The organism is Achromobacter sp. GbtcB20 (assembly GCF_019091095.1).
GTDB classification, from domain to species: Bacteria; Pseudomonadota; Gammaproteobacteria; order Burkholderiales; family Burkholderiaceae_B; genus Achromobacter; species Achromobacter mucicolens.
In genome coordinates, this window is sequence record NZ_JAGXJZ010000002.1 from 498,520 (window position 1) to 518,802 (window position 20,283).

At 67.5% G+C, this 20,283-nt stretch carries 18 protein-coding genes; 13 read left to right on the forward strand and 5 right to left on the reverse strand.

The annotated features are described in order from the left end of the window. Nucleotides 1-17 precede the first annotated feature (17 nt). Nucleotides 18-455, forward strand: coding sequence for a RidA family protein (locus KVT32_RS05065; protein ID WP_152383589.1), 438 nt, complete (start codon nucleotides 18-20; stop codon nucleotides 453-455). An 88-nt stretch (nucleotides 456-543) separates the two neighbouring features. Here KVT32_RS05065 and lolA read toward each other — a convergent pair whose 3' ends face one another. Together lolA and KVT32_RS05075 are read right to left on the reverse strand one after the other, a co-directional pair. Then, nucleotides 544-1,179, reverse strand: a complete 636-nt coding sequence (lolA, locus tag KVT32_RS05070; RefSeq protein ID WP_056321362.1) for an outer membrane lipoprotein chaperone LolA — start codon at nucleotides 1,177-1,179, stop codon at nucleotides 544-546. Next, a complete protein-coding gene (locus KVT32_RS05075; RefSeq protein ID WP_128827581.1) occupies nucleotides 1,179-3,560 on the reverse strand; it encodes a DNA translocase FtsK in 2,382 nt (793 codons plus the stop codon). The genes lolA and KVT32_RS05075 overlap by 1 nt, the downstream gene beginning before the upstream one ends. Nucleotides 3,561-3,602: 42 nt before the next feature. Here KVT32_RS05075 and trxB point away from each other — a divergent pair, with 42 nt between their 5' ends. Genes trxB through KVT32_RS05090 form a run of 3 tightly spaced genes read left to right on the forward strand, consistent with a single transcriptional unit; the run spans nucleotide 3,603 to nucleotide 5,552 of the window. Then, the gene (trxB, locus tag KVT32_RS05080) at nucleotides 3,603-4,562 is read left to right on the forward strand and encodes a thioredoxin-disulfide reductase (protein ID WP_056321357.1); all 960 of its coding nucleotides are present in this window, start codon (nucleotides 3,603-3,605) and stop codon (nucleotides 4,560-4,562) included. Next, the gene (locus KVT32_RS05085) at nucleotides 4,549-5,226 is read left to right on the forward strand and encodes a Smr/MutS family protein (protein ID WP_152383588.1); all 678 of its coding nucleotides are present in this window, start codon (nucleotides 4,549-4,551) and stop codon (nucleotides 5,224-5,226) included. Before trxB ends, KVT32_RS05085 begins: the two co-directional genes overlap by 14 nt. Then, on the forward strand, nucleotides 5,223-5,552 hold the full coding sequence (locus tag KVT32_RS05090; protein WP_056321352.1) for a multidrug efflux SMR transporter: 330 nt from the start codon (nucleotides 5,223-5,225) through the stop codon (nucleotides 5,550-5,552). Before KVT32_RS05085 ends, KVT32_RS05090 begins: the two co-directional genes overlap by 4 nt. A 34-nt stretch (nucleotides 5,553-5,586) precedes the next feature. On the opposite strand, the gene KVT32_RS05095 is transcribed toward KVT32_RS05090, so the two are convergent. Both KVT32_RS05095 and KVT32_RS05100 read right to left on the reverse strand, forming a co-directional pair. Next, nucleotides 5,587-7,677 carry a sodium:solute symporter family protein gene (locus KVT32_RS05095; protein WP_217617777.1) on the reverse strand — a complete coding sequence of 697 codons (2,091 nt, stop codon included), beginning with the start codon at nucleotides 7,675-7,677 and terminating at the stop codon, nucleotides 5,587-5,589. Next, nucleotides 7,677-7,955 carry a DUF4212 domain-containing protein gene (locus KVT32_RS05100; RefSeq protein WP_152383586.1) on the reverse strand — a complete coding sequence of 93 codons (279 nt, stop codon included), beginning with the start codon at nucleotides 7,953-7,955 and terminating at the stop codon, nucleotides 7,677-7,679. The genes KVT32_RS05095 and KVT32_RS05100 overlap by 1 nt, the downstream gene beginning before the upstream one ends. Nucleotides 7,956-8,694: 739 nt before the next feature. On the opposite strand from KVT32_RS05100, the gene kdpF reads away from it, so the two are divergent. From kdpF to KVT32_RS05145, 9 genes are all read left to right on the forward strand, one after another. Then, entirely contained in the window at nucleotides 8,695-8,784 is a 90-nt protein-coding gene (gene kdpF / locus KVT32_RS05105) for a K(+)-transporting ATPase subunit F (protein ID WP_056321339.1), read from the forward strand. Next, complete coding sequence (gene kdpA, locus KVT32_RS05110; RefSeq protein ID WP_217617778.1) at nucleotides 8,784-10,562, forward strand: potassium-transporting ATPase subunit KdpA; 1,779 nt, start codon at nucleotides 8,784-8,786, stop codon at nucleotides 10,560-10,562. Before kdpF ends, kdpA begins: the two co-directional genes overlap by 1 nt. A gap of 22 nt (nucleotides 10,563-10,584) precedes the next feature. Next, the gene (kdpB, locus tag KVT32_RS05115) at nucleotides 10,585-12,822 is read left to right on the forward strand and encodes a potassium-transporting ATPase subunit KdpB (RefSeq protein ID WP_254607219.1); all 2,238 of its coding nucleotides are present in this window, start codon (nucleotides 10,585-10,587) and stop codon (nucleotides 12,820-12,822) included. A gap of 55 nt (nucleotides 12,823-12,877) precedes the next feature. Next, nucleotides 12,878-13,486 (forward strand): potassium-transporting ATPase subunit KdpC, encoded by a 609-nt coding sequence (kdpC, locus tag KVT32_RS05120; RefSeq protein ID WP_175156818.1) that lies wholly within the window; start codon nucleotides 12,878-12,880, stop codon nucleotides 13,484-13,486. A 51-nt stretch (nucleotides 13,487-13,537) separates the two neighbouring features. Continuing rightward, a complete protein-coding gene (locus KVT32_RS05125; RefSeq protein WP_217617779.1) occupies nucleotides 13,538-16,354 on the forward strand; it encodes a sensor histidine kinase KdpD in 2,817 nt (938 codons plus the stop codon). Nucleotides 16,355-16,363: 9 nt separating this feature from the next. Next, entirely contained in the window at nucleotides 16,364-17,056 is a 693-nt protein-coding gene (gene kdpE / locus KVT32_RS05130; protein ID WP_152383582.1) for a two-component system response regulator KdpE, read from the forward strand. Nucleotides 17,057-17,172: 116 nt separating this feature from the next. Further along, nucleotides 17,173-17,934, forward strand: a complete 762-nt coding sequence (locus tag KVT32_RS05135; protein WP_152383581.1) for a TorF family putative porin — start codon at nucleotides 17,173-17,175, stop codon at nucleotides 17,932-17,934. A gap of 141 nt (nucleotides 17,935-18,075) precedes the next feature. Beyond that, the gene (locus KVT32_RS05140; protein ID WP_227741361.1) at nucleotides 18,076-18,402 is read left to right on the forward strand and encodes a hypothetical protein; all 327 of its coding nucleotides are present in this window, start codon (nucleotides 18,076-18,078) and stop codon (nucleotides 18,400-18,402) included. Nucleotides 18,403-18,405: 3 nt separating this feature from the next. Beyond that, a complete protein-coding gene (locus KVT32_RS05145; RefSeq protein ID WP_227741360.1) occupies nucleotides 18,406-18,717 on the forward strand; it encodes a dihydrodipicolinate synthase family protein in 312 nt (103 codons plus the stop codon). On the opposite strand, the gene KVT32_RS05150 is transcribed toward KVT32_RS05145, so the two are convergent. Continuing rightward, entirely contained in the window at nucleotides 18,699-20,255 is a 1,557-nt protein-coding gene (locus KVT32_RS05150) for a methyl-accepting chemotaxis protein (protein WP_217617780.1), read from the reverse strand. The two genes, KVT32_RS05145 and KVT32_RS05150, sit on opposite strands and share 19 nt — an antisense overlap. Nucleotides 20,256-20,283: the final 28 nt, after the last annotated feature.

Below are 20,283 nucleotides of genomic sequence, written 5' to 3' on the forward strand. Positions count from 1 at the left end.
TTCAAGGAGAATCCTTCATGAGCGCTACCCCCACTCCCGACAACAACGGCATCACCCGCTACGGCGTGGCCGGCGGCACCGGCCAGGGCGGCTCGCACATGCCCTTCGCCCGCGCCGTCGCCGCCGACGGCTGGCTGTATGTGTCCGGCCAGGTGCCGATGGACAACGGCGAAGTCATCGAAGGCGGCATCGTCGCGCAAAGCCACAAAGCCATCCAGCAGGTGCTGGCCATCCTGCAGGAAGCCGGCTACGGCCCCGAACACGTGGTGCGCTGCGGCGTCTGGCTGGACGACGCACGTGACTTTGCGTCGTTCAACAAGGTGTTCAAGGAATACTTCGGCGCAAATCCGCCAGCGCGTGCCTGCGTGCAGTCGAGTTTGGTGGTGGATGCAAAGGTGGAAGTCGACTGCGTGGCGTATAAGCGCCCCCACGCCGCGCCCGCTAACGCGGGCTAGCTGCCCCCCAAGGGGGCTGCCCCGCCTTGGGGCGGCCCGGCGGCGGGGCGGCCCCCACGCCGCGCCCGCTAACGCGGGCTAGCTGCCCCTACATCTTCACCACATCCACGCCCTTGGGCGCGGTGAACTGGAATTCCTTGGCGGGCAGTTGCGGGTTGGGCTGGATGGCCGACAGGTCGACGCGGGTGGTCTGGCCGAACGAGTCGAGCAGTTCCACGCGCACGGGCAGGTTGTTCTTCATGCCGATGTCCACGCGCGAGAAACCGGCGTCGGCCGTGCGCGGCTTGGCGCGCAGCCAGTCGACGCCATCTTTGGCCGGCAGCGCGCTGACGTCGAAGGACTGTTCCAGCGAGCCCGAGCCGAAAAGAATGGCCGCGGGCGACGTGCCGATGGCGGCGTCGACCTTGCGCTCGGTGACCTGGGCCAGATCGGGGTCGAACTGGAAGACCTGGCGGCCGTCGGAGATGACCAGCTGCTCGTAGGGCTTTTGCACGGCCCACTTGAATTTGCCGGGGCGCTGAAACGAGAACACGCCGGTCTGCGCGGGCTGGGTGCGGCCCTGGTCGTTGACGGTGTATTGCGAAAACGACCCGGTGGCCGCCGTGACCGTGGACACGAAGTTGCGCAATTGCTCTTGCGCACTGGCGGCCAGCGCCAGGGCGGGGACCAGGGCCGGAGTCAGGCCCAGCACCGCAACGGCGGCCAGGCGTTGAAACGTCTTCATCATGCTTCCTCTCGTGCGGCGGCTGCGGGAACCAGGATCTCGCGGTTTCCGTTGGATTGCATCGCCGACACCATACCCGATTGCTCCATCTGCTCGAGTAACCGTGCCGCACGGTTGTAACCAATCCGAAGATGACGCTGCACCAGCGAAATGGACGCGCGGCGGTGCTTGAGCACGACTTCGCAGGCCTGGTCGTACATCGGGTCGGATTCCGCGTCCCCGCCGATGCCCGTGACGCTGCTGGCGCCCTCGGCGCCGTCGCCGTCCAGGCCGCCTTCCAAGAGGCCCTCGACGTAATTGGGTTCGCCCTGCGACTTCAGGCTTTCGACCACGCGATGGACTTCGTCGTCGCTGCAGAACGCCCCGTGCACACGCACCGGCAGGCCGGTGCCGGGCGGCATGTAGAGCATGTCGCCCTGGCCGAGCAGGGTTTCCGCGCCCATCTGGTCAAGAATGGTGCGCGAGTCGATCTTGGACGACACCTGGAACGCGATGCGCGTCGGGATGTTGGCCTTGATGAGGCCGGTGATCACGTCCACGCTGGGACGCTGCGTGGCCAGGATGAGGTGGATGCCCGCCGCCCGTGCCTTCTGCGCCAGACGGGCGATGAGTTCTTCGATCTTCTTGCCCACGACCATCATCAGGTCGGCCAGCTCGTCGATGACGACCACGATGGTGGGCAGCGGCGACAGGGGCTCGGGCTGGTCCGGCGTGAGCGAGAACGGATTGGGGATCGGTTCCTCGCGCTTGATCGCGTCACGGATCTTGGTGTTGTAGCCGGCCAGGTTGCGCACGCCCATCTTGCTCATGAGGCGATAGCGCTTTTCCATTTCGCCCACGCACCAGTTCAGCGCGTTGGACGCCTGGCGCATGTCGGTGACCACCGGCGCCAGCAGGTGCGGGATGCCTTCGTAGACGCTCATTTCGAGCATCTTGGGATCGATCAGGATCAGGCGGGTGTGCGAGGCGTCGGCCTTGTAGAGCAGCGACAGGATCATGGCGTTGATCCCGACCGACTTGCCCGAACCGGTGGTGCCCGCCACCAGCAAGTGGGGCATCTTGGCCAGGTCGGCCACCACCGGGTTGCCGGCGATGTCCTTGCCCAGCGCCATGGTCACGACCGAATGGCTGGCGTGGTAGGTCTGCGAACCCAGGATTTCGGACAGGCGCACCATCTGGCGGCGCGGGTTGGGCAGCTCCAGCCCCATCAGGTTCTTGCCGGGTATGGTTTCGACCACCCGGATGCTGACCAGGCTGAGCGCGCGCGCCAGGTCCTTGGCCAGGTTGACGATCTGGCTGCCCTTCACGCCGGTGGCCGGCTCGATTTCGTAGCGGGTGATGACAGGGCCGGCCTGCGCCGCAACCACGGTGACCGACACGCCAAAGTCGGCCAGCTTCTTTTCGATCAGGCGCGAGGTGAATTCGATGGTCTCGGCCGACACGGTTTCCTGGTTGTTCAGGGGCGGGTCGAGCAGGCCAAGGGTGGGCAGATCGCCTTCGGCGCCGCCGGTGGGCGGGAAGAACAGGGATTGCTGCTTTTCCTTTTCGACGCGCTCGGACTTGGGCACCACGGTGATGGCCGGTTCGATGCGGACCGGCTGCTCGTGCACCAGTTTTTCCTGCTTGGCCACCACCTGCTCGGTGCGCACGGCCTTGGCGACTTCGCCGACCTTGCGGTCCTGGCGCGCGGTGTAGGAGTTGCGCATCTTGCGGACCAGGCCTTCCAGCCAGGAACCGACGCGCTCGGCGACCGCCAGCCACGAAAACGAGAAGAACAGACTGAGTCCGATGGCCAGCATGACCAGGAAGGCCAGCGTGGCGCCGGTAAAGCCGATGCTGCTGCCGATGAGGTCCGCCAGCATCTGGCCGATGACGCCGCCCGCGCCGCTTGCCGTTTCCGACGCGCCGGGCAGATGCGTGCCGCGGCTGGCCAGGCGCAGGGCTTCCATGCCCAGCGAGCCCATCATCAGCAGGAAAAAGCCGATGCCCTCTTCCCAGTGGACGCGCGGCAGCACTTCGGGTTGCTTGCTGTTGGCCACGCGCAACTGCGCGGCCAGGCGCCGGTAGCCAGCCCGCACGCGATGCAGCAGCAGGACGACCCACCACCAGGCGGAGAAACCAAAGAGATAGAGGAGGATGTCCGCCAGGTAGGCGCCCAGGCGTCCGCCCTGGTTGCGCACGACATCGCCCGGAACCGAGTGCGACCAGCCAGGGTCGGACGCGCTCCAGGTGGCGAGCACCAGGGTAAGCCAGGCCGCCAGGGCGGCAAAGAGGATCCAGCGGGCTTCACGCAGCAACGCGGAAATGCGCGTTTGCAGCGGCGAGGGTCCGTTGCGGGTGTTGCGCGAGGCGCGCGGAGAAGCAGTCGAGATACGCGGCATGCGGCTCATTATAATTGGGCGTTACCCTAAAGATACCTGCCCATGTCCACGCCTACGCACGCTAAAGTTTTGATACTCGGTTCCGGCCCCGCCGGTTACACGGCGGCCGTCTATGCGGCACGCGCCAATCTTAACCCTGTTCTTGTTACAGGTTTGGCCCAAGGCGGCCAGCTCATGACCACCACGGACGTCGACAATTGGCCTGCCGACGCGGATGGCGTGCAGGGTCCGGACCTGATGCAGCGCTTCCAGAAGCACGCCGAACGCTTCAACACGGAAATGCTGTTCGACCACATCGCGAAGGTCGACCTCTCCAAGCGCCCCTTCACCCTGACCGGCGACACCGGCAAGGTTTACACCTGCGACGCGCTCATCATCGCCACGGGCGCCTCGGCCAAGTACCTGGGCCTGCCGTCCGAGCAGTCCTTCATGGGCCGCGGCGTCTCCGGCTGCGCCACCTGCGACGGTTTCTTCTACCGCAACCAGGACGTGGTGGTGGTCGGCGGCGGCAATACCGCTGTCGAGGAAGCCCTGTACCTGTCCAACATCTGCCGCAAGGTCACGCTGATCCACCGACGCGACAAGTTCCGCGCCGAGCCGATCCTGGTCGACAAGCTGATGAGCAAGGTCGAAAACGGCAACATGGAACTCAAGCTGTTCCACACGCTGGAAGAAGTCCTGGGCGACGACAGCGGCGTGACCGGCGTGCGTGTACGCCACGTGGACACCGGCGCCACCGAAGACATGGCCGTCACGGGCGCCTTCATCGCCATCGGTCACCAGCCCAACACGGAAATTTTCCAGGGCCAGCTCGAGATGAAGGACGGCTACATCGTCACCAAGAGCGGCCTGTCCGGCATGGCCACCATGACCTCGGTGCCCGGCGTGTTTGCCGCCGGCGACGTGCAGGACCACGTCTACCGCCAGGCCATCACCAGCGCCGGCACGGGCTGCATGGCCGCTCTGGACGCACAACGGTGGCTGGAGAATGCGGGGCAGTAAGGTCGGCGTGGCCGACCTGAAACGCCTGAAGAAGGACCTGCAGGAAGAACGCGAGCGCGCCGCCCTTGCCCCGCAGCGCGCGGCGGCGGCTGCGGCCGCGCGCCCCGCGTCGCCCCCCGAGGACGACCTGGCGGCGTTCAAGCGCTCGATGAAGTCCGTCACCCCGATCCGGCACGCGCCACGCGTCGAGCACAAGCCCGCCCCCGAACCCGCGCCCGCGCTGCGCCGCGCCAACGCGCTGGGCGAAACGCCCAACCGCGCCGACGCGGGCGTCTCGGACGGCGGCGAGATCACGCACCTGCTGTCCGAAGGCGGCACCGCCTTCGTGCGCGGCGACGTGGCGCCCGACACCGCGCGCAATTTGCGCCGCGGCCAATGGCGCGCCGGCGCGGAACTCGATCTGCACGGGCTACGCGTCGAGCAGGCGCGCCATGCCCTGCTGTCGTTCCTGGACGAGTGCCAGGAACACGGCATCCGCTGCGTGCGCATCGTGCACGGCAAGGGCTACAACTCGGAAGGCCTGGAGCCGGTGCTGAAAGACAAGGCCCGGACGTGGCTGGTCCAGAAGGCCGACGTCATGGCGTTCTCCGAGGCCCCCGAGCGCGAAGGCGGCGCGGGCGCCCTGTTGGTGCTGCTGCGCCAGTCCGAGGGGCCGCGCAAATGAAGTGGCTTTACCTGGCGGTGGCGATCGTCGCAGAGATCTTCGCCACCAGCGCCCTCAAGGGCTCCGAAGGTTTTACGCGGCTGGTGCCGTCGGTCATCACCGTCTTCGGCTACCTGATTTCGTTCTACTTCCTGTCGCTGACGCTGCGCGAGATTCCCGTGGGCATCGCCTACGCGATCTGGTCCGGCGTCGGCATCGTGCTGATCTCCATCGTGGGCGCGGTGCTGTTCAAGCAGCATCTGGACACACCCGCGCTCATCGGCATCGGCCTCATCATCGCCGGCGTGGTGGTGATGAACGTCTTCTCCAAATCCGTCTCGCATTGACGACGTTCGGTCCGCCGGGCGGCCCGTCGCGCACCTAGCTGTTGTCCGGCTGCGGATGCCGCGCGTCCGGATTACGCAGGTAATCGACCAGCGCCAGCGTGGCCCGGTCGGGCGGCGGGGTCAGCAGCGACACCACGAAGATCGTCAGGAACGCCACCGGCGCGCCGAACACGCCCGCCGCGATGGGCTGGATGCCCCACCAGAGGTCCACGGGCTGCGTGCGCGCGATGCCCAGCACCGATTCCCGCAGCCACGGGTGCGTGTGCGTCATGTAGGCAAACGTCACGGCAAGGCCTGCGGCCATCCCCAGCGTGGCGCCCCATTTGTTGGCGCGCCGCCAGAACACCCCCATGACGAGCGCCGGGAAGAACGACGAGGCCGCGAACGAAAACGCGGCCGACACCATGAACAGGATGTCAGCGGGCTTGCGGGCCGCGACCCACGCCGCGCCAAACGCGACCACCAGCAGCAGGATCTTGGACACCATCACCCGGCGCGCGGCCGACATGCGCGGCGAGACGACCCGGTACCACATGTCGTGAGAAAGCGAGTTGGACAGCGTCAGCAGCAACCCGTCGGCCGTGGACAGCGCCGCCGCCAGACCGCCGGCCGCGACCAGCCCGGAGATCACGTAGGGCAAGCCGCCGATTTCGGGCATGGCCAGCACCACCACATCCGCGCCCATGCTGATTTCGCTCAGCTGCACCACGCCATCGCGGTTGATGTCGGTGACGTCGAGCAGGTTGGTGTCGACCGCGCTCCAGGCGTGCACCCAGTTGGGTAGACTGAGGAAGTTCGAGCCCACGACCTGGGTATAGATCTCGAACTTGACCAGCAGCGCCAGCGCGGGCGCCATGAAGTACAGCAGCAGGATGAACAGCAGCGACCAGCACACCGACTTGCGCGCCTCGATGACGGACGGCGTGGTGTATGAACGCATCAGGATGTGCGGCATGCCGGCGGTGCCCAGCATCAGGCACAGCACCATCGCCAGGAAGTTGATGCGCATGTTGCTGCGTTCCTCGGGGTCCTTGGCCGGGAACGGTTCGGCGTGCGGCGTGGGCGGCGCGGCGCGGGCCTCGAAGGTCGCCTTGGCCTGCGACCACGTGGTGCGCGCGTCGTCGACAGTCGGCGGGTAGGCGGCCAGTTCGCGTTCGGCCGACCGGATCTCGACCATGGGCGCGTCGCCCGCGTTCAATTGGGCCAGCCGGCTGCGCAGCTTGTCTTTTTCCAGCGTCCACGATTCGGGCAGCGTCTGCAGGCGGCGCGCCATCTCGTCGGCGCGCTGCTGCCAGATCGTGCGCACCTCGATCTCGGACGGATCGTTCTGCAGGTAGACCTCTTTTTCGGTCACCTGCTGCAGCACGGCCCCGCCCGACAGTTGCGGCAACGGCATGTTGGTGTGCTTGACCGACAGCCAGATCACCGGCACGAGGTACGCAATGACCAGGATGATGTACTGCCCGACCTGCGTCCACGTGACCGCGCGCATGCCCCCCAGAAACGAACACACCAGCATGCCGCCCAGCGCAACGAAGATGCCCAGCTCGAATGAAATGCCCGTCATCCGCGTGGTGATGATGCCCACGCCGTAGATCTGGGCGACCAGATATGTGAACGAGCAGAGAACGGCGCAGAAGACCCCGGCCAGGCGCGGCAGGTTGCCGCCGTAACGGGCGCCCATGAAATCGGGAATGGTGTATTGGCCAAAGCGGCGCAGGTACGGCGCCAGCAGCATCGCCACCAGCACGTACCCGCCCGTCCAGCCCATGATGTAGGCCAGGCCGCCATAGCCGGTCAGATACAGCGTGCCCGCCACGCCGATGAAGGACGCCACCGACATCCAGTCGGCCGCGGTCGCCATGCCGTTGTAGATGGCCGGCACGCGCCGGCCGGCGACGTAGTACTCCACCTGGTCGGAGGTGCGGCAGACAATGCCGATGCCGGCGTACAGGCTGACGGTGACCAGCAGGAACACATAGCCGATCCAGTTGCGCGGCATGCCCAGGATCTCGGCCAGCGCCATCAGCAGGATCATCAGCGCAAAGCCTGCCGTGTACAGCACATAGATGCGCCGCAGGCGGATGCGGAACTCCTGGGGGGTGTCTCCCGTGAAAAACGGCATCAGCGCGGCTCCCCGGTTTCGTCGGCGCGCTCATCGGCGCGATTCATGACCCGGGCGTAGACGGCGATGATGATCAGATAGGCCAGCGGGGCGCCATAGGCGGCCATCCAGAAGGCGAAGGGCCAGCCGATGAAGTCGAACGAGAGCCGGCTGGCGAAAAACGAGGGAATGAAGGTCAGCGCCGCCCAGATGGCGAGCAGCAGCAGGATCAGCCGCAGATTGCGGCGCCAGTAAGGCGTGACGGATGTCCGGGAGGGAGTAAGGCGCGTTTGCGGCATAGCGTGGATGAGCAGGTCCCATCTAAATATCGCCAAACGCAGCGCTTGAAAAGCCCTGAAGCTTGATTTGCCGGCTTTTTATGCGACAACGGCTGGCACTTCCTGGTGCCAGCCGTTGTGCGTTTGCTTTTTTTGAGTACTGCTTTACTTTTTTTATTTACCGGTGCCGCCGGTATTTGCCCATGCAGGGCTTTGTCTCCTCACCTGCATGGGAAGAGATTCTGCACCAGATGCGGGATTGCCACACTAGGGGAATGCCCTAAGACGGAGCATTCATTTACATATTCCCTGCACCATATAAGTGCATTTTGGCCCTGCCGTTCTAAATATTGGGATTTTTTGGCCCAAACCGCCCCGCACACGGCCTAATTCTTGAGCACTGCTCAGTTCATGAGCATGGCCGATGGCGCCCGGCGTCCGAACCCGTGCACGCCAGGATGCCCGATTCCGGGCACGACAGCCAGAAGCTTGCCAGCCGCTCTTTACACGGCGTTTACACCCCGCCCGCCAAGCTATACCCCGTTTTTACCCCCCGCTCCGTAACCTGCCGGTGTCTTCAATGGTCACCTCGCCTGCCCGGCGCACATCCGCCTTTTGCCGCGCAGGCCTGTTCGAAGGGAGCAAGCCTCCCGGGGAGAAAAAACGTGGATCTCGTCTATATCGGGCTCTTTGCCGCGATGGCCGGGCTGACCTGGGCGCTCGTCCGGTTCTGCGACGCCTTGTCGGCCGGAGGGCAGTCATGAGCTGGCTCTACTGGCTAAGCGGCCTGACGGCCGCATTCCTGTTCGTGTACCTGCTGGTCGCGCTGTTCAAACCGGAGAAATTCTGATGACCCCCGAATTCGTCGGGCTGCTGGTCGTGTACCTGGCAGTCCTCTTTGCGATTGCGCCCGTCCTGGGCCGCTACATCCGCGTCGCGATGGAAGACGGCCGTTCGCGGCTGACAGCCTGGGGACGGCCGCTCGAGCGCGGCATCTACCGCCTGGCGGGCATCGACCCCCAGGCAGAAATGGGCTGGAAACGCTATGCCGCCGCCGTGCTGGTCTTCAACCTGGTCGGCATCGCCGCCGTCTATGCCCTGCAGCGCGTGCAGGGGCTGCTGCCGCTGAACCCCGCCGGCCTGGGCGCCGTGTCGCCCGATTCCGCCCTGAATACGGCCATCAGCTTCGTCTCGAACACCAACTGGCAGGGGTACGCGGGCGAATCCACAATGAGCTACCTGACGCAGATGCTGGCGCTGACGGTGCAGAATTTCGTATCGGCGGCGACCGGCATCGCCGTGGTTTTCGCGCTGATCCGCGGGCTCGCCCGGCACTGCTCGGCCACCGTGGGCAACTTCTGGGCCGACATGGTCCGCTGCACGCTGTATGTGCTGTTGCCGCTGTCGCTCGTGCTGGCGATGGCACTGGTCAGCCAGGGCGTGATCCAGAACTTCAACCCCTACCAGGCCGTGCAGACGGTCGAGACCGTGCACTACGACCAGCCCCGCGTGGACGCGCAAGGCCAGCCCGTGCTGGACACGGGCGGCGCGCCGGTCACCGACCCGGCCACCACGCGCACGCAGACCCTCGCCATGGGGCCGGTCGCGTCCCAGGAAGCGATCAAGCTGCTGGGCACCAACGGCGGCGGTTTCTTCAACGCCAATTCGGCGCACCCCTTCGAAAACGCCACGCCGCTGTCGAACTTCCTGCAGATGCTGGCCATCCTGGCGATACCCGCCGCGCTGTGCTTTACCTTCGGCGAGATGGTGGGCAGCCGGCGCCAGGGCATCGCCATCCTGGCCGCGATGACGGCGCTATTCGCCGTCTTTGCGCTGTCCACCGCCTATTTCGAGCAGCAGCCCAATCCGATGGCCGAGCAAGCTGGCGCCGCAACGTTCGGCGGCAACATGGAAGGCAAGGAGACGCGCTTCGGCATCGCGGCCACGTCGCTATTTGCCACGGTCACCACGGCGGCGTCGTGCGGCGCGGTGAACGGCATGCACGATTCGTTCTCCGCGATGGGCGGCCTGTCGCCGATGCTGCTCATGCAGCTGGGCGAAGTGGTATTTGGCGGCGTGGGCTCGGGCCTGTACGGCATGCTGGCCTTTGCCATCCTGGGCGTCTTCATCGCCGGACTGATGATCGGGCGCACGCCCGAGTACCTGGGCAAGAAGATCGAGGCCTTTGACATGAAGATGGTTTCCATCGTCATCCTGGCCACGCCGTTGCTGGTGCTGGGCGGCACGGCGCTGGCCGTGTCCGTGGCGGCGGGCCAGGCCGGCGTGCTCAATCCCGGCATCCACGGATTCTCGGAGATCCTGTACGCGCTCTCGTCGGCCGGCAACAACAACGGCAGCGCCTTCGCGGGGCTGTCGGCCAACACGCCCTTCTACAACGTCCTGTTGGGCATCGCGATGTGGTTCGGCCGGTTCGCCGTGATCGTCGCGGTGCTGGCCATGGCCGGCTCGCTGGCGGCCAAGCGCCGGCTCCCCGCCGGCCCCGGCAGCATGCCGACCACCGGCCCGCTATTCGTGACGCTCCTGATCGGCGCCGTGCTGCTGGTCGGCGCCCTCACCTATGTGCCCGCGCTGGCTCTCGGCCCGGTCGCGGAACACCTGCAACCCTGACGCAAGAAGGCTAGGAAAGAACATGGCCAAGATTGAAATGCAAACCATCGGATCTGACGGCAGTACAGCCGCCCGCGCGTCCGTGCCCGGCGAACCGGGTCAACCGAACGCGGGCAAGCAGAGCGCGGCGCGGACTGACGCGGCGCGACCGAGCGCGGCCCGACCAGACGCGGCCCGACCCTTTGGCCTCTGGTCGCGGGCGCTGGTGGGTCCCGCGCTTGTGGACAGCCTGCGCAAGCTGTCGCCCGCCGCGCAGGTCAAGAACCCCGTGATGTTCGTGGTCTATGTGTGCAGCCTGCTCACCACGGTCCTGTGGATCATGGCCCTCGGCGGCCAGGCCGAGGCGCCGGCGGGATTCATTCTGGGCATCGCCGTGTGGCTGTGGTTCACCGTGCTGTTCGCCAACTTCGCCGAGGCGCTGGCCGAAGGCCGGGGCAAGCAGCAGGCGGCCACGCTGCGCGGCCTGCGCACCACCATCGACGCGCACCTGCTCAAGGGCTTTCGCGACGGGGACGCGTTGGATGCGGACCCGGCGCACTGGCGCGCCCAGGCCGTCAACCAGCCATCGGGCCTGCTGCGCCGCGGCGATGTCGTGCTGGTCGAAGCCGGCGACACGGTGCCCGGCGACGGCCAGGTCATCGCCGGCGTGGCCTCCGTCGACGAAAGCGCCATCACGGGCGAGTCCGCGCCCGTCATCCGCGAGTCGGGCGGAGATTTCTCGTCCGTCACCGGCGGCACGCGCGTGCTGTCGGACTGGATCTTCGTGCGCATCGCCGCCGATCCCGGCGAGAGCTTCCTGGATCGCATGATCTCGATGGTCGAAGGGGCCCGGCGCCTGAAGACGCCCAACGAGCTGGCGCTGACCATCCTGCTGGTGGGACTGACCGTGGTGTTCCTGCTGGTCGTCGTCACGCTGATGCCCTTCTCGCTCTACGCCGTCGCGGCGGCGGGCGGCGGCGCGGCGGTCACGGTGACCGTGCTGGTGGCGCTGCTGGTCTGCCTGATACCCACCACCATCGGCGGCCTGCTGTCGGCCATCGGCGTGGCGGGCATGAGCCGCATGATGAGCGCCAACGTGATCGCCACGTCCGGCCGCGCGGTCGAAGCCGCGGGCGACGTCGACGTGCTGCTTCTGGACAAGACCGGCACCATCACCTTCGGCAACCGCCAGGCGTCCACCTTCCTGCCGGCGCCCGGCGTGTCCGCACGCGAACTCGCGGATGCCGCGCGCCTGGCCTCGCTGGCCGACGAGACGCCGGAAGGCCGCAGCATCGTGGCCTTGGCGGACAAGGCCATCCATGCGCCCGCACCACGCATCGCGGGGATCGAGTTCGTGCCGTTCACCGCGCAATCGCGCATGAGCGGCGCGGACCTCGGCGAGCGCAGGATCCGCAAGGGCGCGGTCGACGCGATCCAGGCCTGGCTGGCCGCGCAGGACGCCACGGTACCCGCCGAGGCGCTGCGCCTGGCCGAAGACGTGGCGCGGCGCGGCAGCACGCCGCTGATGGTCAGCGACGGCAATCGCGCATTGGGGGTGGTCGAGCTCAAGGACATCGTCAAGCCCGGCATCCAGTCGCGCTTTGCCGAACTGCGCCGCATGGGCATCAAGACCGTGATGATCACCGGCGACAACAAGCTGACCGCCGCCTCCATCGCGGCGGAAGCCGGCGTCGACGACTTTCTGGCCGAAGCCACGCCCGAGGCCAAGCTCAAGCTCATCCGCGACTACCAGTCGCAGGGCCGCCTGGTCGCCATGACGGGCGACGGCACCAACGACGCGCCCGCGCTCGCGCAGGCCGATGTGGCGGTGGCGATGAATTCGGGGACCCAGGCCGCCAAGGAAGCCGGCAACATGGTGGACCTGGATTCCAACCCGACCAAGCTCATCGAGATCGTCGAGATCGGCAAGCAGATGCTGATGACGCGCGGCGCGCTCACCACGTTCAGCGTGGCCAACGACGTGGCCAAGTACTTCGCCATCATCCCGGCCGCCTTCGCCACCGTCTATCCGCAGCTTGGCGTGCTGAACATCATGGGCCTGGCGACGCCGTCCTCGGCCATCCTGTCGGCCGTGATCTTCAACGCGCTGATCATCGTGGTGCTGATCCCGCTGGCCTTGAAGGGCGTGCGCTACCGCCCGCTGGGCGCCTCGGTGCTCCTGCGCCGCAACCTTCTCATCTATGGCCTGGGCGGGCTCATCGTGCCGTTTGCCGGCATCAAGCTCATCGACATGGTGCTGGCCGCGCTGGGCTGGGCGTGACGGCCGCCGTCATCCCCGCCACTGCCTTGCAAGCCTCCACGCAAAGGAATTCCTCATGACCACCGCAACTTCCGCGCCGCGCCAAGGCGGCATCCTGCGCCCCGCGCTGACCGTCTTCGCCGCGCTGTCGCTCATCACCGGCCTGGCCTATCCATTTCTGACCACCGGCATCGCGTCGGCCGTATTCCCCCGCCAGGCCGCCGGCTCGCTGATCGAGCAGGACGGCAAGGTGGTCGGATCCGCGTTGATCGGCCAATCGTTCACCTCGCCGCAATACTTCTGGGGCCGCCCGTCGGCCACGGCGCCCATGCCCTACAACGCGGCGGCCTCCGGCGGCTCCAATCTTGGCCCGCGCAACCCGGCGCTGGCCGAGGCCGTCCAGGCGCGCATCGCCGCCTTGAAGGCGGCCGATCCGGACAACGCCGCGCCGGTCCCGGCCGACCTGGTCACCGCCTCGGGCAGCGGGCTGGACCCGCACATCAGTCCGGCCGCCGCGGCGTATCAGGCGGACCGGGTGGCGCGGGCCCGCAATCTGCCGCGCAGCGAGGTCGATACGTTGATCCGGGCCCACACCGCCACGCCCTCGCTGGGCGTGCTGGGCAGCCCCGCGGTCAACGTGCTGACGCTGAACCTGGCGCTGGACAAGCTGCGCGGGCCGCGCTGATGGCGCGGCGTATAGTATTGCCAGCCGTTTCCTCCCCTTCCTTGCGCGTTCATGGCTGACATCGCTGGCGAGCGTCCCGATCCGGACGCGCTCTTGAAAACCCTGGACGCCGCCGAGCGGCAGGCGGTGCGCGGCAAGCTGCGCGTGTATTTCGGGTCGTCGGCCGGCGTGGGCAAGACCTACGCCATGCTGGCGGCGGCGCGCGCGCAGGCCGCACAGGGCACGGACGTGCTTGCCGGCATCGTCGAAACCCACGGCCGCCGCGAGACCGCGACGCTGCTCGATGGCCTGCCGGTCCTGCCGCTTCGGGACGTTGTCTACCGCAGCCACGTGCTCAAGGAATTCGACCTGGACGGCGCGTTGCGCCGCCGTCCGGCGCTGGTGCTGGTCGACGAACTGGCCCACTCCAACGCCCCCGGCTCGCGCCACGCCAAGCGGTGGCAGGACATCCAGGAGCTGCTCGCGGCCGGCATCGACGTCTGGACCACGCTGAACGTGCAGCACCTGGACAGCCTGAACGAGGCCGTGGGCAGCATCACCGGCGTGCGCGTCTGGGAAACGGTGCCCGACGACGTGTTCGACGCGGCCGACGAGGTCATGCTGGTCGACCTGTCGGCCGACGAACTGCTGCGCCGCTTGAAGGAAGGCAAGGTCTACCTGCCCGAACAGGCCCGGCACGCCTCCCGCAATTTCTTTCGCAAGGGCAATCTGATCGCGCTGCGCGAGCTGGCGCTGCGGCGCACGGCCGAGCACGTGGACGACGACGTGCAGGCGTACCGCCGCGACCGCGCCATCGATTCCGTGTGGCGCACGCGCGAAGCCATCGTGGCCTGCATCGGGTCCGACGCCGACGCCGAGTACGTCATCCGCAACGCCCATCGCATGAGCCAGCAGCTCGATTGCGATCTGCATGTCGTCACCATCGACACGCCGCGCGCCGCGCCGCCCGCCGCCGCCGAAACCGAGCGCCTGCAGCACGGCCTGGCGCTCGCCGACGCGCTGGGCGCTCGTACCGAGACGCTGGCCGGCGGCGACATGGTCGACGCCGTCGTGCGTTATGTCCGCCGCCACAACATCACCAAGGTGATCGTGGGCCGCACCCGCGCCGGCGGATGGCAGCGCCTGCGCCTGTCGCTGACGGCGTTGCTGACCGCCGGCATGTCGCACGGTTGGCTGTGGCGGCGCCACAGCTTCGCCGACCAGCTCGCCGCCGGGTGCCCGGAGATCGACATCATCCGGCTGGGCGCGCCGCCCGTGCCCCAGCACGCGCCCGCCAAACGCGACCCGCTCACGCTGGGCCGCCGCGCGCGCGCAGCCGACGACGAACGCGCCGCCCGGCCACTGGCGGGGTACGTGTGGGCGCTGTGCTATTGTGCCGTGGCCACGGCGCTCTCCTCCCTCGTCTTCCCCGCGCTGCACCAGACCAACATCGTCATGCTGTTCCTGCTGGCGGTGGCCGCCGTGGCGCTGCGCCACGGACGCGGGCCGGCCGCGCTCGCGTCGGTCGTCAGCGTCGGGCTGTTCGACTTCTTCTTCGTGCAGCCCTTGTCTTCGTTCGCCGTGTCGGACGTGCAGTACCTGCTGACCTTCGGCGTGCTGCTTGGCGTGGGCTTGCTGATCGGCCAGCTTACCGCCGGCCTGCGCTTGCAGGCGCAGACGTCGGTCAAGCGCGAGGCCGACGCGCGCAGCCTCTACGAATTCGCGCGCGAACTGTCGTCCGCCCTGCTGCCCGAACAGATCGTCGCGCTGGCCGGCTCGTTCGTGCACGCCACCTTTGGTGCGCGTTGCGCGCTTTACATCCTGGGCCTGGACGACCGCCTGAAACTGGCCATGCCCGCCGACGGCGACATGTCCGCGCCCGAATCGGCGCTGGCGCAGTGGGTGTACGACCACGGCCAGCCTGCGGGCGCGGGCACCGCCACCCTGTCCAACAGCGCGTTGCTGTACCTGCCGCTGAAGGCACCCATGCGAACGCGCGGCGTGCTGGTGCTGGACGCGCCCCGCCGCAGCCTCTACGCCAATCCCGACACGCGCCGCCAGGTCGAGGCCTACGCCACCCTGATCGCCATTGCGCTAGAACGCCTGCACTATGTCGAGGTTGCGCAGCAGGCCGTGGTCAGCATGGAATCCGAAAAACTGCGCAACTCGCTGCTGGCTGCGGTTTCGCACGACCTGCGCACGCCGCTTACCAGCCTGGTGGGCATGACCGACACGCTGATGCGCGAGCGGCAGGCGCTGCCCGCTGGCGTGCAGGACACGGTGCGCGCCATGCGCGATCAGGCGCAGCGCATGCACGCGCTGGTGGTCAACCTGCTGGACATGGCGCGGCTGCAAAGCCGCGACACGCCGTTGCGCCTGGAGTGGCAATCCGTCGAAGAACTGGTCGGCGCCGCGCTGGCGGCCATGCGCGAACCGCTGGCCGGCCGCGAGGTCCTGGTCGCGCCGCTGTCCGCGCTGCCGCTGGTGGAGTGCGATGGCGTGCTGATCGAACGCGTGCTGTGCAATCTGCTGGAGAACGCGGCCAAGTACACGCCTGCCGGCAGCACGCTGCGCATTCACGCCTTCGTGCATGAGGTCGAAACCCCGGGAGCCCAAACGCAAGGGCGCGAAATGCGCGTGGCCATTGCCGACAACGGCCCCGGCGTGGCGCCCGGCGCCGAACGCCGCATCTTCGAAAAATTCACGCGCGGCGAACGCGAATCCGCCACGCCTGGCGTCGGCCTGGGACTGGCAGTGTGCGAAGCCATCGTCGCCGCCCACCACGGCCGCATCTGGGTCGAACACGCGCCCGGCCAGGCCAGCGGCGCGCAGTTCGTATTCAGCTTGCCGCTGGGCGCTCCGCCCGAGATCCAACCCGAAACCGCCTGAGTACCCCCAATGTTCGATTTCCAGCCCATAGTCCTCATCATCGAAGACGACGCCAACATCCGGCGATTCGTGCGCCAGGCCTTGGAAAGCGAAGGCTGCGTGGTGCACGAGGCCGACAGCGTCAAACGCGGGCTGATCGAGGCGGGCACCCGCCAGCCCGACGCGATCGTGCTGGACCTGGGCCTGCCTGACGATGACGGCATGACGCTCATCCGCGAGCTGCGCGGCTGGACCGAAGTGCCCGTGCTGGTGCTGTCCGCGCGCAGCGCAGAAGCCGACAAGGTCGCGGCGCTGGACGCGGGCGCCGACGACTACCTTGCCAAGCCTTTCGGCGTCAGTGAACTGCTGGCGCGTTTGCGCGTGCTGCTGCGCAGGCATGGGCGGGGCGGCGCGGGCAATGCAGCCGAGATCGCGTTTGGCGACGTGCGCGTGGACTTCTCGCGGCGCGTCGTCGAACGCGCCGGCCAGCACGTGCACCTGACCGCGATGGAATACCGCCTGCTGGCGGCGCTGCTGGCCCACCGGGGCAAGGTCATGACCCACCGCGAACTGCTGCGGCAGGTATGGGGGCCGTCTCATGTCGAGAGCAATCACTACCTGCGGATCTACATGGGCCACCTGCGCCAGAAGCTCGAGGCCGACCCGGCGCAACCGGTGTTCCTGCTGACCGAGATCGGCGTGGGCTACCGCTTCGCGGGCTGATCTTTCGCGCGCGCCGCCGTTTTGATGCGCGCTTTACGCGCAGGGCGCGAGTCTTGTCCCGCGCTTTATGCCGGTCCTCCTATTGTTGCGGTCCGCACAACACCAGGAGGCTTTCCATGCCCCGCAACACCCTTGCCGCAGTGGCGCTGTTTTCCCTCGTTCCCCTGGCGCAAGCCGCCGACGCCCCCGTCGCCACCGATGCCGTGTCGCCGTATTCCCTGACGGCCAACGTCACGCTCGCCAGCCAGTACCGCTATCGCGGTCTCATGCAGACCAACAACCAGCCCGCCATCCAAGGCGGCTTCGACCTCGCGCACGCCAGCGGCTTTTACCTGGGCAACTGGAACTCCAGCATCAGCTGGCTGAACGACAGCAACAGCAACGTCTCCGCGCCGGTGGAAATGGACTTCTACGGCGGCTACAAGGGAAATCTGACGAACAGCGTGCCCGTGGACCTGGGCGTGCTGCAGTATTACTACCCGGGCGACTATCCGTCCGGCTTCACCAGCCCCGACACCACCGAACTCTACGCCGGCATCGGCTACGGCCCGGTGATGTTCAAGTACTCCCTCGCGCTGACCAACCTGTTCGGCTTTGCCGACAGCAAGTACAGCCAATACTTCGACCTGTCGGGCAACTTCGACACCGGCATCTGGGGCCTCGTCCTCAACGCCCATGCCGGCCGCCAGATCGTGCGCAACGTCGACAACGGGTCCTACACCGACTGGAAGCTGGGCCTGACCAAGGACTTCGGCCAGGGCCTGTCCGTCTCGCTGGCCTATCTGGACACCAACGCCGACCGCGCCGTCTACACCAATACCCGGGGTCGCGACATGGGACGCGCCACCGGTCTCCTATCGGTGACCAAGACGTTCTGACCGGCGCCTGCCGTTGACGCGGTTTTTACGCGGCACACGCGCATTTATCGGCAGGTTTTACGGCGCGATTCCTATAGTGGAATCGTCATCAACCCACCGGATACGCGGGACGCCCTCAACGCCCCCCGCCCTCAAACCGCCATGATTCCCCGACCGCGCCTTCGCCAGGTTCCGATAGCCGCCCCCGTTGCCGCCTCGCCTTCGCCGCAGCCGCAATGCCGCCTGATCTCGCTGACCGTGCGCATCAATACGCTGGACGCGCTGAACGTGCGGCTGGCCCTGCACCGCGCATTGGGCGACCGCATTGGCGTCTACCTGCTGTCGGTGGACCACGCGCACGCCCAAAGCACGCTGGAACTGCAATGCGAACGCGGCGAACTGGACGCCATGATGTCCGCGGTCATGCGCGGTCTGCCCCGCGCGGAATTCGGGCCGGCGCGCCCGGCGACTGCCGTCACGGAGCGCTGAGCCATGCACCCGAGTCCCAAACCCATGTTCGAGGGCCTGTGGCTGCCGATGGTGACGCCCATGCGTGGCGGCCACGTGGATCTGGACGCCGCGCAGGCGTTGTCCCGCTATTACCGCAACGCCGGCATCGCCGGCCTGGTGCTCTTTGGCTCCACCGGCGAGGGCAGCCTCTTGAGCATGCCGGAGAAGATCGAGATGATCGAGGCCATCAACAGCGACTCGCACGCGCTGCCCCTGATCATGGGCGTGGGCGGCGTCGACACCCGGGGCGTGGCCACGGCGGCGCGCCCTGGACCTCATCCCGGCATCGGCTGACCGGTTGCAGACAGCCTGAAGATCGACACGGCGCGCGCCAGGTCGCCCGCCTGTCCGTGCAGCGTGGCGGCCGAGGCCGCGAACTCCTGCACCAGCGCCGCATTCTGCTGCGTGGCGCCGTCCAGATGCGTCACGGTCACGTTGATCTGATCGATACCCGCGCTTTGCTCGCCGGACGCCGTGGCGATTTCGCTCATCAGCGGCGCGCTGGTGGCCGCCGATTCCAGCACGCTGCCCATCGTGGCGCTGGCCTGCTCCACGCGTTGGCTACCGCGCGCCACGGAGGCGGACGACGCCTCGATCAGCGTCTTGATCTCTTTGGCGGCCGTGGCCGAGCGCTGGGCCAGCGCCCGGACTTCGCCCGCCACCACGGCAAAGCCGCGACCCTGCTCGCCCGCCCGCGCGGCTTCGACGGCGGCGTTCAGCGCCAGGATATTGGTCTGGAACGCGATCTCGTCGATCAGCCGGATGATCTCGTCGATGCGCTGCGAACTGTGCGAGATCTCGCGCATGGCGTCGATGGCGTGCTGCGTCTCGTCGCTGCCCTGCCGGGCCAGACGCGCGGCCTCGGCGGCCAACGCGCTGACCTCGCGCACGTGCTCGGCGCTTTGCCGGGCGGTGGCGGTGATCTCTTCCACACTGGCCGCGGTCTGTTCCAAGGCGGCCGCCTGCTGTTCCGTGCGGTCCGACAGGTCCACGCTGCCTGCGGCGATCTGGCGCGAGGCGGCCGCAATGGACGCGGTGGAATGCACGATGGTGCGCACCGCCGCGTCCAGCCGCTGCTGCATCCGCGCCATTGCGCCGAACAGCCGGCCGATTTCGCCGCGATGATGGTGCGAGATGGCGCTGGACAGATCGCCATTGGCCACCCGCTCGCACACGGCCACCGCCTCATCGAGCGGCCGCAGGATGTGCGTGCTGAAAAAGCGCAGCGCCGCCGCCAGCACCAGGGCCAGCAAGGCCAGCGTCACGCTGCCCTGCCGCCATAGCGTGCCGTAGAACGCCGCGTCGACGTCGTCGACATACAGGCCCGTGAACATCAGCCAGCCCCATTCCGGGTCGTAGGCTGCGTAGGTCAGCTTGGGCAGCGGATCCTCGGCGCCCGGCCGCGGGAACAGGTAGCGCACGTAGCCGCCGCCCGCCTTGCCTTGCGCGTAAAGGTTCTCAAAGAGCGGCTGCCCGTCGCTGTCGCGCGTGGCGCGCACGTTCGTGCCCACCCGCTTCGCGTCGGGATGCACCAATAGATCGTAGTCGTCGCCAAACGCGCCCACATAGCCATCTGCGCCGTACCGCATTGCCGACAGCTGGCGCGCCACGTCGCGCTTGGCTTCGGCCAGCGGCACGCCTTCCTGCACGCGCCGCTTACCCCCGCTGACGACGCCCGCAGCCATGTCGATCACGTGGCGAAGCTCCGTCTTGCGGTCCTCCATCATCTCGGCGCGCCGCTGCCAGGCGTCCCACACGCCCAGCGCCAGGACGGCGGCGCCAATGGCAAACACGAACCACAACAGTTCCCTGCGCAAGCTGGAATGACTCATCGACTCTCTTCTGCATGACCGCGACTCG

What these genes read in the sequence shown, in the direction of transcription:
- KVT32_RS05100 (WP_152383586.1), bottom strand. Translation starts at nt 7,955, where the DNA reads ATGCCGCAAACGCGCCTTACTCCCTCCCGGACATCCGTCACGCCTTAC.
- kdpF (WP_056321339.1), top strand. Translation starts at nt 8,695, where the DNA reads ATGAGCTGGCTCTACTGGCTAAGCGGCCTGACGGCCGCATTCCTGTTC.
- trxB (WP_056321357.1), top strand. Translation starts at nt 3,603, where the DNA reads ATGTCCACGCCTACGCACGCTAAAGTTTTGATACTCGGTTCCGGCCCC.
- KVT32_RS05140 (WP_227741361.1), top strand. Translation starts at nt 18,076, where the DNA reads ATGATTCCCCGACCGCGCCTTCGCCAGGTTCCGATAGCCGCCCCCGTT.
- lolA (WP_056321362.1), bottom strand. Translation starts at nt 1,179, where the DNA reads ATGAAGACGTTTCAACGCCTGGCCGCCGTTGCGGTGCTGGGCCTGACT.
- KVT32_RS05125 (WP_217617779.1), top strand. Translation starts at nt 13,538, where the DNA reads ATGGCTGACATCGCTGGCGAGCGTCCCGATCCGGACGCGCTCTTGAAA.
- kdpC (WP_175156818.1), top strand. Translation starts at nt 12,878, where the DNA reads ATGACCACCGCAACTTCCGCGCCGCGCCAAGGCGGCATCCTGCGCCCC.
- KVT32_RS05150 (WP_217617780.1), bottom strand. Translation starts at nt 20,255, where the DNA reads ATGAGTCATTCCAGCTTGCGCAGGGAACTGTTGTGGTTCGTGTTTGCC.
- KVT32_RS05085 (WP_152383588.1), top strand. Translation starts at nt 4,549, where the DNA reads ATGCGGGGCAGTAAGGTCGGCGTGGCCGACCTGAAACGCCTGAAGAAG.
- KVT32_RS05145 (WP_227741360.1), top strand. Translation starts at nt 18,406, where the DNA reads ATGCACCCGAGTCCCAAACCCATGTTCGAGGGCCTGTGGCTGCCGATG.
- KVT32_RS05135 (WP_152383581.1), top strand. Translation starts at nt 17,173, where the DNA reads ATGCCCCGCAACACCCTTGCCGCAGTGGCGCTGTTTTCCCTCGTTCCC.
- kdpE (WP_152383582.1), top strand. Translation starts at nt 16,364, where the DNA reads ATGTTCGATTTCCAGCCCATAGTCCTCATCATCGAAGACGACGCCAAC.
- KVT32_RS05075 (WP_128827581.1), bottom strand. Translation starts at nt 3,560, where the DNA reads ATGCCGCGTATCTCGACTGCTTCTCCGCGCGCCTCGCGCAACACCCGC.
- KVT32_RS05090 (WP_056321352.1), top strand. Translation starts at nt 5,223, where the DNA reads ATGAAGTGGCTTTACCTGGCGGTGGCGATCGTCGCAGAGATCTTCGCC.
- kdpA (WP_217617778.1), top strand. Translation starts at nt 8,784, where the DNA reads ATGACCCCCGAATTCGTCGGGCTGCTGGTCGTGTACCTGGCAGTCCTC.
- kdpB (WP_254607219.1), top strand. Translation starts at nt 10,585, where the DNA reads ATGGCCAAGATTGAAATGCAAACCATCGGATCTGACGGCAGTACAGCC.
- KVT32_RS05065 (WP_152383589.1), top strand. Translation starts at nt 18, where the DNA reads ATGAGCGCTACCCCCACTCCCGACAACAACGGCATCACCCGCTACGGC.
- KVT32_RS05095 (WP_217617777.1), bottom strand. Translation starts at nt 7,677, where the DNA reads ATGCCGTTTTTCACGGGAGACACCCCCCAGGAGTTCCGCATCCGCCTG.